Origin of the sequence: Dysgonomonas sp. 511, assembly GCF_010501105.1 — a bacterium.
Classification (GTDB): Bacteria; Bacteroidota; Bacteroidia; order Bacteroidales; family Dysgonomonadaceae; genus Dysgonomonas.
The window spans coordinates 65117-79373 of sequence record NZ_QVMQ01000012.1 but is presented as its reverse complement, the minus strand read 5'-3'; the positions used below and the strand labels follow the sequence as shown (position 1 = coordinate 79373).

Sequence of the window (14257 nt, the reverse complement as noted above, 5' to 3'; positions counted from 1 at the left end):
TTTTAGTCAACTTTTATATTAAGGGCTTCGCATATAATGGCTTCGCGGATGAACATACCGTTCTTAGCCTGCTCGAAGTAATAGGCTTTAGGGCTGTCGTCTACGTCTTGTTGTATCTCGTTCACACGCGGTAGCGGATGCAGTATCCTAAAGTTGTTTTTGGTTTTCTCTATCATATCTTTCCTGAGGATATACACATTTTTCACTTTCTCATATTCCATCAGGTCGGTAAAGCGTTCGCGCTGTACACGTGTCATATATAATATATCTGCCTGGTTGATGACATCGGGCGAAAAATCGGTATGCTCTTCATAAGGGATGCCCCTACTGTCGCAAAACTGCTTGTAAGTTTCGGGCAAACTCAACTCTTCGGGAGCAACAAATATAAAGCGTGGGTTGAAATGCGACATTCCTATTATCAGCGAATGCACTGTGCGCCCATATTTCAGGTCGCCCACGATGGTGATGGTAAGGTTGTCAAGTGTTCCTTGCGTCTTGTAGATAGAATACAGGTCGAGCATGGTCTGCGTAGGGTGCTGGTTTGCCCCATCGCCGGCATTGATGATCGGTACTTTTGCTACTTCCGAGGCATAGCGTGCAGCACCTTCCAGATGGTGGCGCATGATGATGATGTCGGCATAGTTGCTCACCATCAGGATAGTATCTTTCAGCGTTTCCCCTTTCGACGAACTGGTGGTGGCGGCGTCCGAGAAACCTATAATACGTCCTCCCAAGCGGTTTATTGCCGTTTCGAAACTGAGGCGTGTACGTGTAGAGGGTTCGAAAAACAGGGTGGCGCATACTTTGCCTTCGAGTAGCCTACGGTTGGGCTTTTCGTCAAATTTTTCTGCTATTTTCAGTATTCTCAGGATGTCTTCCTTCGAATAGTCGGTGATGGATACCAGGCTTTTGTTTACCATATTTCTTAAAAGATAAATTGTTACCTCAAAAAAATCCCCGGAGAAGAAATCTTTTCCGAGGATATATTTGTTTATATAATAATATCAAAATGAATAAAAAACTCGGGCCAGAGGTGAAAATTGTTTTCAGATATGTTTAATCTTCTCATCTTAATCCTATCTTTTATTGAACGTAAAGATATGGACTTTTTTTGAAATAAGTATTTCATTTTCTCCAATAGTTTTTAAACAAATAACTATTTTATAGAATTTCGGGAATCTATACTTATTTTAAGACTAGATACTTACTTGTTGGTAGCAAAACGCAAAATCTCATTATTTTTCGGTATTGCGCCTCTATGTTATATTCAGTTTCTTTGTATCATTAATTTATAAAACATTTTAATCATGTCGAAAATAGGAATTTACTACGGTTCTACAACCGGCAATACACAAGACGTAGCAGAAGAAATAGCCAAACAACTGGGTGTAGACAAAGCAGACGTATATGATGTGGCAAAAGCCGGAGCCGACTACTCTGCATATGATGTTGTTTTGTTTGGTTCGCCCACATTCGGTTTTGGAGACTTGCAAGACGATTGGGAAGATTATATCGGTAAGCTGGAAACTGCCGACCTTGCGGGCAAAAAAGTTGCCCTTTTCGGTTGCGGCGATTCGTCGTCCTACAGCGACACTTTTGGCGATGCTGTTGGCAAAATATATAATGCCGTAAAAGAGAAAGGTATCCGGTTGATTGGGCAGGTGGATACTGCGGGATACACCTACGACGATTCGGAAGCCGTTGTCGATGGCAAATTTGTAGGGCTGCTGATAGACAACGACAACGAGTCGGACCTGACAGGCGAGCGCATCGCAAACTGGGTAGGGCAATTGAAAAAAGAAATCTAAACAGTACGGATTGCCGGTTATGCGTATTTTCTCCCATTTTACTTATAAATAGAGGAAAGGTGCAAACTGGAGATGAATGTTATCTGTTGCAGGATAGAAGGCAAAGTTAATAATGTACTTTGTTTAACATAACTTTCTATTGATAGTTTTTAGTTGATCTATAGATCCCTGTTGACGTGATGTCAACGGGGATTTTTCTTTGTCGCTTTGCAAGGAACAAAATATGCAGGAAACTGTTAGTATTAATAAAAACTGTAATGAAAGACCTATTCGACATACGCAAAGATTTCACGCTGAAAACATTGGACGAAAAAGACGTACCTCAAAACCCGATGGAGCTTTTCGAAACATGGTACAACGAAGCTTCCCAATCCGGAATCGCCGAACCCAATGCGATGAATCTGGCTACAGCTACAGCCGATGGTAGGCCGTCGTCGAGAGTAGTCTTGCTAAAACAGATAAAAGACAATGGTTTTGTATTCTTTACCAATTATGAAAGCCGCAAAGGGCAGCAGCTAGAGCAAAACAGACATTGTGCCCTCAATTTCCTTTGGCTCGAACTCGAACGGCAGGTGCGGATAGAAGGAATTGCAGAAAAAGTATCGTCACAAGAATCGGATGCCTATTTCGAAATGCGCCCCGCATTGAGCCGTCTGGGAGCATGGGCATCGCCTCAAAGCAGGATAATTCCTAATAGAAATTGCCTTGACAAAATGCTAGATGGCTACGAAACAAAATTTGGGGAAGATGAGATACCCCGTCCCGATAATTGGGGCGGTTATATAGTTGTACCACAATTGATGGAATTTTGGCAGGGGCGGGCAAACCGCCTGCACGACCGCATACAATATACACTGGCTTCCGGCAAGTGGATTGTAGAAAGGCTTGCTCCTTAGATTATTATTAGAGCCAATCAGTAGTAAAACGATTATCTATAGAGACCTCCCCTTTATCCCCCGAAGTGGGGAATAGGCAAAGCCACGGCAATAAAGCCGGTCTGTTTATTCTTTAAAATGATATTACAGTTTTGGCTACTGTAGGGACGAATTGAGTTTAGATAAATTTCATACGTTTACCCTGTCTTAAACATATATTAGTTTGTGGTTCTCATATAAAAGCGATAATTTTGCATGCTTAATGTAAGACAATCACAATGAAACACAAGATATCAGACTTCGAAATAATGGCTCCCGTAGGCTCCTACGATTCGCTGGCCGCCGCCATACAAGGCGGAGCAGATTCTATCTATTTTGGTATAGAAGGACTTAATATGCGGGCTAAATCGTCTAACAATTTTACTGTCGACGACCTGAAGAATATTGCCATTATTTGTAAAGAAAAAGGTATAAAGAGCTACCTTACTGTTAATACAATAATATACGACAACGACATACAACTGATGCACCAGATAGTAAATGCAGCCAAAGAAGCTGATCTATCGGCCATTATAGCGTCGGATGTAGCCGTGATGATGTATGCGCGCAGCATAGGTGTAGAGGTACATTTGTCTACCCAACTCAATATTACCAATACCGAGGCATTGAAGTTTTACGGGCAGTTTGCCGATGTGGTAGTCTTGGCGCGCGAACTGAATCTCGATCAGGTAGCCGCTATCTACAAAGATATTGTGGAACAGAATATAACAGGGCCAAACGGAGAGCTTATCCGTATCGAAATGTTTTCGCATGGCGCACTGTGTATGGCTGTCTCGGGTAAATGCTACCTGAGCCTGCACGAAAAAGACCTTTCGGCCAACCGGGGTGCTTGCAATCAGATTTGCCGCAGGGGATACATTGTGAAAGACAAGGAGACTGACATAGAACTCGAAATAGACAACGAATATATAATGTCGCCCAAAGACCTGAAAACCATTCATTTTATGAATAAGATGATGGATGCAGGCGTGCGTGTGTTTAAGATAGAGGGGCGTGCCCGCGGCCCGGAATATGTAAGAACTGTGGTAGAATGCTACAAAGAGGCGATACAGGCATACTGCGACGGCACATACACCGAAGATAAGATTGCTGTTTGGGACGAACGGCTTGCTTCGGTCTTCAACCGCGGATTCTGGAACGGCTATTATCTGGGGCAGCGTTTGGGCGAGTGGTCGAGCAATTACGGTTCGGGAGCTACCAAACGTAAGATATATATAGGCAAAGGTATCAAGTATTTTTCCAACCTTGGGGTTGCCGAATTTCTGATGGAAACCCAGTCGCTCAAGGTGGGGGATGAAATTTTGATTACAGGCCCTACCACCGGTGCAGTTACTCAGGTGGTGGAAGAGATCAGAGTAGACCTTAAGCCGGTAGAAGAAACTGTGAAAGGTGAGAAATTCTCGATAAGGGTGGAAGATAAGATTCGTCCGTCCGACAAATTGTTTAAACTGGTAAAGGTGGAACATAAACCTAAATTTGTGGATAAATAGCCATATAAGACAGGAAACAAATCTATTAGTTTTCTTTTCAAGCCTTCTGTTGTATGAGAATGAGGATAGCATTATGAATTAGGAAGAATAATGCAATCTGATGTCTTATCAACTGATTGTTAGTTTGATAATATTAAATTTCATTAATCTGCGAAAAAACATTACTTTTGTTACTTTTTTCGGAACGGCAAATAGCCGGAAACAAACACTAAAAACTTGAAAACTAAAACACAAATAGAAACGTTTTAATTTTATGGCAGAACAAAATTATACTCCGGATTATATTTTCGAAACCAGCTGGGAGGTATGCAATAAAGTAGGTGGCATATACACCGTATTGTCTACCCGGGCGAAGACAATGCAGGAAATGGATAAGACCAAAGTTGTTTTCATTGGTCCGGATGTATGGAAAGAGACAGAAAGCCCCTGGTTCTCCGAGAACAAGAGATTGCTGGCAGGATGGAAGAAAGAAGCCTCAGAAAAAGACGGCTTGAAAATACGTGTCGGCAATTGGAAAGTGCCCGGCAAACCGCTTGTAATACTTGTAGATTTCGATCAATTCTATAATCAGAAAAATGCTATATACGGCAGGATGTGGGACAAGTTTGGAGTAGACTCGCTGCACGCATATGGCGACTACGACGAATCGTGTATGTTTGCTTATGCCACAGGCGTGATAATAGAAAGCTTCTATAAATACCATAAGCTTGAGGATAAGAAGGTTGTAGCACACTTCAACGAATGGATGCTCGGCATGGGCGCACTGTATATAAAAGACCGTTTGCCACGCATCGGTACACTGTTTACCACACATGCCACATCTATAGGACGGTCGATAGCCGGCAACAATAAACCTCTCTACAACTACCTCGACGCCTACGACAGCGACCAGATGGCGCGCGAACTGAATATGGTGGCCAAACATTCGGTAGAAAAAGCCGCAGCCAAACACGTAGACTGCTTCACCACAGTAAGCGATATTACAGCGCGCGAATGCCGCAACCTGTTGCACCGCGATCCGCTGGTGACGCCCAACGGATTCGAGAAGGACTTTATACCGGTAGGTGAAGAACATGAGAAAAAAAGGCTGAAAGCTCGGAAGGCATTACTCAATGTTGCCGAAAAGCTGCTAGGTTACGACATCCAGACCGATGCCTTGCTGGTAGCTACCAGCGGACGCTACGAGTACCGTAACAAAGGGTTGGATGTATTTGTCGATGCCCTGCACCGCCTCAATAATATAAAGCAGTTGCAAAAAGATGTAGTAGCCTTCATTATGGTTCCTGCATGGACAGACACCTACCGCAAAGACCTGAAGGACAGGCTAAAATTAAAAAAGACACCCAAAGAGGCTTTGAGCCATCCGTATGTGACACACTGGTTGCGCAATATGAACCATGATTCGATACTCAACCAGCTGCAATACCTGAACATGCACAACCGTAAGGAAGACCGTGTGAAGATAATCTTTGTGCCGTCGTACCTCAATGGCAACGATGGTATCTTCGATATGCCATACTACGACCTGCTTATAGGAATGGATGTTACGGTATTTGCCTCTTACTACGAGCCGTGGGGATATACCCCGCACGAAAGCATTGCATTTTCGGTTCCCACCATCACAACATCGCTCGCCGGGTTTGGCCTGTGGATGAGGAAGATGGGCGACGAACGCGGAATGGACGATGGGGCTGAGGTGTTGACCCGCGACGATTACAACTTCATCGAAGTATCGGAAGACATTTGTAACCGCGTGTTCGAAATGACGACCAAGAGTGACGAACAGGAAAGGATACTGCGGCAAGCCGCTCTCGACAGGGCAAACCTAGCCGACTGGGCACATTTTTTCAAGTATTACCAAGAAGCTTATAAGATTGCTTTGCAAAAAGCATCGACCAGAATTTAAAGCAGTTTTTTGCAAACGATTGCAGTTAAAGATATGTTATTTGTTTAATAATAAGCACGTACAAACGATTGACTTTATTATCTTTGCATTTCGTAATGTTCAGAACCCGGTTTGCTATCTAAGCAATAATAATAAGACATAAGAAGTTTAAATAATTGATATTTTAAAATGAGAATTAAAGCAAGTTATTCTAACACTCCTGTATGGAGAAATGCCTACACTCAAGTAAACCTTCCAAAAGATTTGCTACCCCTCGAAAAAATAGCTCACAATCTGTGGTGGGTATGGAACAATGAAGCAACAGACCTTTTCAGGGAGTTGGATCCCCAACTGTGGAAAGAATCGGGGCACAACCCTGTCGTATTGTTGCGTAAAATAGCATACGAAAGAATAGACGAAATTCTTGCAGACAAAGGCTTGATGCAAAAAGCCAAGAATGTAATCAAGAGTTTCGAATCATATATGGCGCAAAAATACGATACATCTAAAACCTCGGTAGCATATTTCAGCATGGAGTACGGTTTTACCCATGTCTTGAAAATATATTCGGGAGGCCTTGGCGTATTGGCGGGCGACTACCTTAAAGAAGCCAGCGACAGCCATGTAGACCTTACAGGAGTCGGCTTCCTGTACCGTTATGGATATTTCACGCAGATAATATCCCCTGACGGGCAACAGGTGGCTAACTATGAGCCGCAAAACTTTGACGAATTGCCTATCGAGCCTGTATTGAACGAAGATGGCAACCAGATGATACTTGCTGTGCCGTATCCCGACAGGGATGTATATGCCAATGTATGGCGTGTAAATGTAGGCCGCATAAGCCTGTACCTGCTCGATACGGATATCGACCTCAACAGCGAATACGACAAGCCTATCACCCACCAGCTTTATGGCGGCGACTGGGAAAACCGTATGAAACAAGAATACCTGCTTGGTATTGGTGGTATCATGCTATTGAACAAACTTGGCATCAAGAAAGAAATATATCACTGCAACGAAGGCCATGCGGCTTTCATCAATGTGCAACGCCTGCTCGACCTTATCGAAGGCGAGGGCTTGACTTTCAACCAAGCATTGGAGGTTGTCCGTGCATCGGGACTTTATACAGTACACACGCCTGTACCTGCCGGACACGACTACTTCGACGAAGGCTTGCTTGGTAAATATATGGGCAGCTTCCCAGCACGTTTGGGTATCTCGTGGCGCGATTTCGTAGACATGGGACGCGAGCATCCGGGCAGCGACGAGAAGTTCAGTATGAGTGTATTTGCTTTGAACACCTGCCTCGAAGCCAATGGAGTAAGTTACCTGCACGGAATAGTTTCGCGACATATGTTCCAGCCTGTTTGGCCTGCTTATTTCCCAGAGGAACTGCACGTAGGGCATGTAACCAATGGTGTGCATATGCCTACGTGGACAGCTACAGAAATGAAAGGTCTTTATGAAAAGACCTTCGATAAGAACTTCTACGAAGACCAGTCGAACCACGAAATATGGGATAACATATACGGTGTTCCTGACTCTGAAATATGGAATCTTCGCCTGGCAATGAAAAAACGCCTGATAAGCTATGTACAGGAGCAAATGAAAGAAGGCTGGATTAAGAACCAGAAAGCGCCTTCTGCCATATTCAATATTGTGGACAAAATCAATCCTGATGCTCTATTAGTAGGCTTCGGACGCCGTTTTGCTACTTACAAGCGTGCCCACTTATTGTTCCAAGACTTAGACCGTTTGGCTAAACTGGTGAATAACGAAAAGTATCCTATCCAATTCCTATATACAGGAAAAGCCCATCCGGCCGATGGTGCAGGACAAGGGCTGATTAAGCAAATCGTTGAGATTTCGCGCCGTCCTGAGTTTTTAGGCAAGATTATCTTCCTCGAAAACTATGATATGCGTTTAGCTAAACGACTTATCTCGGGTGTTGATATCTGGTTGAACACGCCTACCCGCCCTCTTGAGGCTTCGGGTACATCGGGCGAAAAGGCTTTGATGAATGGTGTGTTGAACTTCTCGGTACTCGATGGCTGGTGGTACGAAGGTTACAAAGAAGGTGCAGGATGGTGCCTGACCGACAAGCGTACATATTCTAATCAAGCATATCAAGACGAGCTTGATGCTTCTGAAATATACTCTATATTCGAGAACGAGATACTTCCGCTCTACTATGCCCGCAACTCGAAAGGCTATTCTCCTGAGTGGATACAGTACATCAAGAACTCTATTGCTCACGTTGCGCCCGAATATACTACCAAGCGCATGATAGACGACTATATCAAAAACTTCTATCTACCTGAGCGCGAAAGGTCTAAGATGGTTACAGCTAACAACTATGCTAAAGCAAAAGAGCTTGCTGCATGGAAAGAAGATACTGCTGCCAACTGGGATAAGTTCACTGTAGAGAAACTGGAATTCAACGGACAGGACATCAGAGATGGCGTACAGGTGACATCGAACAGCTTTACCGAAGGTGAGAAAATCAGAGTAGAGATTGTTATCGACAAGAAAGATATGAAAGGCGATCTTGGTATCGACGCCGTAATGACTGAGTACGATCCTGATAGTAAGATCAATAAGTTTAAGTTCGTTCAGGAATTTAAGGAAGTGAAACAAGACGGCAGCAAGCTGTATTTTGAGCTGGAAACCAAAGCACGCATACCGGGAGCTACAACCTTCTCGTACCGTGTCTACCCGAAACATCCGGATATGGCTCACCGTCAGGATTTTGCATTTACACGCTGGATTTAATAAGGGATTTTATCATACTAAAGAAGGCTGGTCTCTATCGAGAAACCAGCCTTCTTGTATATATAACTCGCACACAAACAGTTAGCTATTTCCTTAATCTCTCCTGCGAATATATATCGGCTATTTCGTCCGATTCGTAGGCATGGAATCCGACAGTACCCCGCCGGGCTATGGCATACATGGCGTAAGCTACTTTCTTGGCTCTTATAGCCCTGTACTTCCTCAGCGGGCCAACCATAAAGACAGAGATTATACCCATGAAGATAGTCAGAAGCTTTTCACCCAGCCTGAATTCTTTTCTCCTGCCCAACAGCAGCGATGGGCGGAATATCGAGATCGACTTGAATGCCTGTACCCGCAATGCTTCCTCACATTTCCCCTTAGTCCGCAAGTAGAAGTTGCCAGACTGTGGATCTGCGCCGAGAGAAGATACTATAAGAAATTGCTTTATGCCTTTTGCTACTCCCGCTTTAGCAAACTCTATAGGATAAGTTAGGTCTACTTTTTCGAAAGCTTCTTGGGTCTTTGCCTTTTTTATGGTTGTACCAAGGCAGCAGTACATATCGCCTTCTTCTATCAGGTCTTGGTAAGTTTCCGGATTGTCGAAGTCGACAACGTGCTGTATCAGTTTCGGATGCGATGCTTTCACCTTGTTGCGTACAAAGATGATGACCCTATCATAAGCATTGCCGGAGAGCAATACCCTGAGTAGAAGAGAGCCTACCATCCCTGTACTTCCTATTATTGTCGCAGTTTTATTCATGTTTGTTCCGTGTTCGTTGATTGATTAATACAGAAGATATACAGCAACAATAGTGCCAATATTAATCGAGGTCGACAACCGTAATTCCTGCACCGCCGAATTGTACATGCTCATCCTGATAATTGTAGACTCCCGGTACGGTTCGCAAGTAGTCCCTGATTATCTGCCTCAACGCCCCTGTACCTGTGCCATGCAGTATGCGTACACGCGATACGCCTACCAGAATGGCATCGTCGATAAAATACATTACAGCCTGTAATGCTTCATCGCCGCGCATACCCCTTACGTCTATATCTTGCTTGAAGTTCAACTTCTTCTCGCGCATATCGTCGCTTACGGCAGCACTGACCATTGTGGGCTTTTTTTCGCGTTTTTGCTGGTTCTTGCTTACATACTCCAGCGTATCGAGTTTTGCTGTCGATTTGATCATGCCGAAAGCCACAGTTGCATTTCCTTTCTGTATGTCGAGCACCTGCCCTACCGATGTCTGCCCTTTTATGCGTACGTTGTCGCCAACAGTTATTTCGGGTTGGGCTGTTTGTCCCTGCGCTTTTTCTTTCTTCTTTTTGTTCTTGTCTTTATTCTTCAACTTCTCTATCTTCCGTGCTATCTTGCCGTCAGCCGGAGCCTCGTTTTCGAGGGAAGAACGGAAGTCGCTTAGTTCGAGCCTTGCCTGTTTGGTCTTTTCTTTCTCTGCTTGCGATTCGCGTATCGTGCGTATCGTATTTTCTATCTTGGCATTGGCTTCGGACAAGATACGTTCGGCTTCTGTTTTTGCCTGGCGCAGTATTTCTTTCCGCTGCTTTTCTACTGACAAAAGGTCGGTTTCGTAATTCTCCGTAACCTCTTCGAGCCGCTTCTCTTTCTGCCTGATATTCTGTCGCTTGGTTTCCCAGTAACGCTTGTCGCGTACTATGTCTTGCAAGTATTTGTCCATATTGATATAGTCGCTACCTACAATTTCGGAAGCATCGGCAATTACATCTTCCGGCAAACCTATCTTCCGGGCTATTTCGATAGCGAACGAGCTACCCGGATTGCCGATAGCCAGTGTAAACAACGGCTGCATCAGGTGGCGGTCGTAAAGCATAGCGCCGTTAACCACTCCCTTGTTTTCGTTAGCAAAATGCTTCAGGTTTTGATAGTGGGTAGTGATTACGCCGAATGCGCCCCTTTGATTGAACCGCTTGAGCAGCGACTCGGCAATGGCTCCTCCTATCTGCGGCTCTGTACCTCCTCCAAATTCGTCTATCAGCAGTATCGTTTTCGCATCGCAGTTCCTTACAAAGAACTTCATATTGGTAAGGTGCGAGCTGTAGGTACTCAGGTCGTTTTCTATGGATTGTTCATCGCCTATATCTATAAATATATGCTCGAATATGCCGACAACCGACCTTTCGTCCAACGGGATGGGAACACCGCATTGCACCATATATTGCAACAGTCCCACTGTTTTCAGACATACGGATTTACCCCCGGCATTAGGCCCCGATATAATTAGCAGTCGTTTATCGTCTTCCAATTCTATATCGAGAGGAACTATCTGCCTGTTTTGCCTCCGGTGCGAAATAAACAATAGGGGGTGCTTTGCTGTGTACCAGCGTACGATCTGTTTGTCTTCCATCGCCGGTTTTATTGCGTCTATGTCAATGGCAAAAGCAGCTTTGGAACGGATAAAGTCTATCATCGCCAGAAATTCGTACGATTGCAGTATTTCGGGCACAAGAGGTCGCAGTTCGTTGGTAAAAGCAGTAAGTATTTTTATTATCTCGCGGCGTTCTTCGCTTTCGAGCTCGCGGATACGGTTGTTGGCTTCTACCACTTCGGCAGGTTCTATAAACACGGTCTTTCCTGTAGCCGATTCGTCGTGTACTATTCCTTTTATCTTACGCTTGAAAGCAGGGGCAACAGGTATGACCAGCCGCCCATCGCGCATGGTAGGTGCTATATCTTTTTCTACCAATCCTTCGCTTTGAGCCTGCCTGAGAATACTGTTCAAGCTTTTGGATATACCGCCCGATACCTGCAATATTTCTTTACGGATACGGTTCAACTCGGAAGAAGCATTGTCTTTTATACGTCCGAATTTGTCGAGAATCCTGTCTATCTGGTTTATCAGTCCGGGAAATACGGCAACTTCGCCCGCTAGTGTATATAAATGTGGGTAGGGAGTATTATCTTCATCCTCTTTTTTCAGGAAGCTGACAATCTCACGTATCGTTTGCAACGAACGGCGCAGGTCGAACAATGCGCTTTCGTCGATCCACGTACCTTCTACCCTGATGCTTTTTAGCGAAGGGCGTACATCCAGGAAATAGTTGGTTGGAAAATTGTCCTCTTCTTTTATTATGCGGATAAACTCGTCGGTTTGCGACAGAGCTTCCTGTATATCTGTGTATCGGGAGGAGAAAGCCATTTCTTCGACTTTTTCCCGTCCTAATGGGCTTAAACATCTGTCGGCTAATATCTGCCTTATCTTGTCGAACCCTATTTTCGATTCAAAATTATCCGGATAAATCACTTTTTCTAACTTTTAGGCTGCAAAGATAATCAATTGATTGATTTGTTTGCATTTATAGCCTTCTTAAACCAGCACAAAGTTATTCTCTAACCAATGGTAAGGTAGAGCAACGAAGCAACCCGCCCATTTTCGATATTTCGAAATAAGGGATAGCCTCTACTGTTAGCCCCCATTCGTGCTGCATATGATGGTTGAGGCGCGTAAATCTTTCTTCGCTGACTACTATTTGTGGCGAAATAGAGAACACATTGGTGTTCATATAATACATTTCCTCTTGCGTGATCTCAAAGACATTATCTTTTCCGAAGAAGTCGAGCAGAAGATTATAGTCTTTCCTGTCCCTGAACCCTTCTCTGTAGATTATTGCCTTATCGTTTGCTACAGGCATAAATGTGCAGTCGAGATGGAGAATGCCTTTCCGTGGATCGGTATCGTTTTTTTCGAGTTCGAGGGCTATAAATGTCTTATCGGGGAAAAGTTCTTTCAGGAAAGATATAGCATAGGCGTTTGTACGTGCCGTTTTATATTGCGGATAATCGTGTTCGGTATATGTACCCACAAAAACAGTATCGTTGCACAACACCACATCACCACCCTCCACATGGGCTTTTTCGGGCAGGTTGTATATCTTGTTGAAAGCTATCTGGCTGTATATTGGTGCATAGGCTTCCTGTTCGTCGGCACGGTCGGGGATAATGTTCGATGTTATTATTTTGTCGTCTATCACAAATGCCACATCGCGCGCATATACCTGGTTGCTGTTTGGCAGGATCAACGGGCGCAATACTTCTACACCATGCCTTACTAATACTTGTTCGAAACTATTCATTTCGGCAGCAATATCTTCTTCGGTAGGATATGTTGCATTGAGCACAGTTTCGTACGATTTGGCGTCGTATGTTTCTTCCAGCTTTGGTTCTTTCCCGTTGGAATAAGGTTGCCCCAATACTACTGTTTTTAGCGGTGCAGTCTCGTTCTTAATATTCAATATCATAAATATCTGTATTATCCGCTACAAAGATAATCCTTTAAACTATCCTGTCCTAATAATCCTTTCTGCGCGCAGTTATATATAAAACAAGACTCCTCTTTCCGGGGTGAAAAGACAGAGCAAACGCATGAAATTTATTCGAACTCAATTCTGAGTTTTGTAGGGGCGAATTACCATTCGCCCGAAATAGAAAAAATCTGCGGGCGAATGATAATTCGCCCCTACAGTAGCCAAAACCGGAATATCATTTTTTCATGCGTTTGCCCTGGGTGAAAAGAGGAGTTTGATGCTAATAAGAAAAAAAGTGTGTATGAGAAATTATGCTTATAGCGTAAGTACAATGTTATTTTCTTCAGCCATACGCCGCATATTCAATATGGCATAGCGCATACGTCCCAATGCCGTGTTTATACTGACTCCTGTCTGGTCTGCTATTTCTTTGAAGCTCAAATCCTGATAATAGCGCATAAACAGCACCTCTCTTTGGCTGTCGGGCAGGTAGGAGATCAGTTTTTGTATGTCGGTGGCTATCTGTGTTTTTATAAGCCTGTCTTCTATAGTGCTTTCGCAAAGCAACGGATTGTTGAGCAAGTCGAGCTGGGCTTCGTCGTTCGAAACTGTATTCTCGTTTTTCTCCTGACGAAAATGGTCGATGATGAGGTTGTGTGCTATACGCGATATCCACGCCCTGAATTTACCTGTTTCGGTATAACGCCCCTGTTTGATGGTTACAATGGCTTTTATAAAGGTTTCCTGAAAGATATCTTCTGCCAGTTCTTTATTGCGTACGATGAAGAAAATATAGTTGAAGACACTTTGTTTGTGCCGTTCGAGAAGTATGTCAAAAGCAAGATTATTGCCATTAGAATAATTTACAACCAATTGTTCATCGGTCATCTTTACCAATGTTTCTTCCATTATCTCTTATATTTTAATTTTACAGAGTAATGTTTATCCTATAGGCCAATTTGGTTTTAACAGTTATACAAAATCTTATTTCAACAATGCAAATAAAGGGTAAAAAAATGAAATAGTCAAGGCGAAAAACGTAATTTAACAGACTTTTGTCTTTTTAGGAACAGCAAGCAT

General features: G+C 43.7%; 10 protein-coding genes. 5 read left to right on the top strand and 5 right to left on the bottom strand.

Annotation, left to right across the window (positions count from 1 at the left end):
- Positions 1-2: 2 nt before the first annotated feature.
- Complete coding sequence (pyrB, locus tag D0T57_RS07525) at positions 3-920, bottom strand: aspartate carbamoyltransferase (RefSeq protein WP_163272448.1); 918 nt, start codon at positions 918-920, stop codon at positions 3-5.
- A gap of 387 nt (positions 921-1307) precedes the next feature.
- On the opposite strand from pyrB, the gene D0T57_RS07520 reads away from it, so the two are divergent.
- The 5 genes from D0T57_RS07520 (at position 1308) to glgP (ending at position 8893) form a co-directional block, all read left to right on the top strand.
- The gene (locus D0T57_RS07520; RefSeq protein WP_163272446.1) at positions 1308-1808 is read left to right on the top strand and encodes a flavodoxin; all 501 of its coding nucleotides are present in this window, start codon (positions 1308-1310) and stop codon (positions 1806-1808) included.
- 257 nt (positions 1809-2065) lie between these two features.
- Positions 2066-2704 (top strand): pyridoxamine 5'-phosphate oxidase, encoded by a 639-nt coding sequence (gene pdxH, locus D0T57_RS07515; protein WP_163272444.1) that lies wholly within the window; start codon positions 2066-2068, stop codon positions 2702-2704.
- Between the two features lie 257 nt (positions 2705-2961).
- Positions 2962-4233: a peptidase U32 family protein gene (locus D0T57_RS07510; protein ID WP_163272442.1), complete on the top strand. Its 1272-nt coding sequence runs from the start codon at positions 2962-2964 to the stop codon at positions 4231-4233.
- A 253-nt stretch (positions 4234-4486) separates the two neighbouring features.
- The gene (locus D0T57_RS07505) at positions 4487-6139 is read left to right on the top strand and encodes a glycogen/starch synthase (protein WP_163272440.1); all 1653 of its coding nucleotides are present in this window, start codon (positions 4487-4489) and stop codon (positions 6137-6139) included.
- Between the two features lie 168 nt (positions 6140-6307).
- Positions 6308-8893, top strand: a complete 2586-nt coding sequence (glgP, locus tag D0T57_RS07500) for an alpha-glucan family phosphorylase (RefSeq protein ID WP_163272438.1) — start codon at positions 6308-6310, stop codon at positions 8891-8893.
- 85 nt (positions 8894-8978) lie between these two features.
- Here the strand turns inward: glgP and D0T57_RS07495 are convergent, their stop codons facing one another.
- From D0T57_RS07495 to D0T57_RS07480, 4 genes are all read right to left on the bottom strand, one after another.
- On the bottom strand, positions 8979-9656 hold the full coding sequence (locus D0T57_RS07495) for an NAD(P)H-binding protein (protein ID WP_163272436.1): 678 nt from the start codon (positions 9654-9656) through the stop codon (positions 8979-8981).
- A 61-nt stretch (positions 9657-9717) separates the two neighbouring features.
- A complete protein-coding gene (locus tag D0T57_RS07490) occupies positions 9718-12177 on the bottom strand; it encodes an endonuclease MutS2 (protein WP_163272434.1) in 2460 nt (819 codons plus the stop codon).
- Between the two features lie 79 nt (positions 12178-12256).
- A complete protein-coding gene (locus tag D0T57_RS07485) occupies positions 12257-13171 on the bottom strand; it encodes a dimethylarginine dimethylaminohydrolase family protein (protein WP_163272432.1) in 915 nt (304 codons plus the stop codon).
- 321 nt (positions 13172-13492) lie between these two features.
- Complete coding sequence (locus D0T57_RS07480) at positions 13493-14086, bottom strand: sigma-70 family RNA polymerase sigma factor (protein ID WP_163272430.1); 594 nt, start codon at positions 14084-14086, stop codon at positions 13493-13495.
- Between the last annotated feature and the right edge of the window lie 171 nt (positions 14087-14257).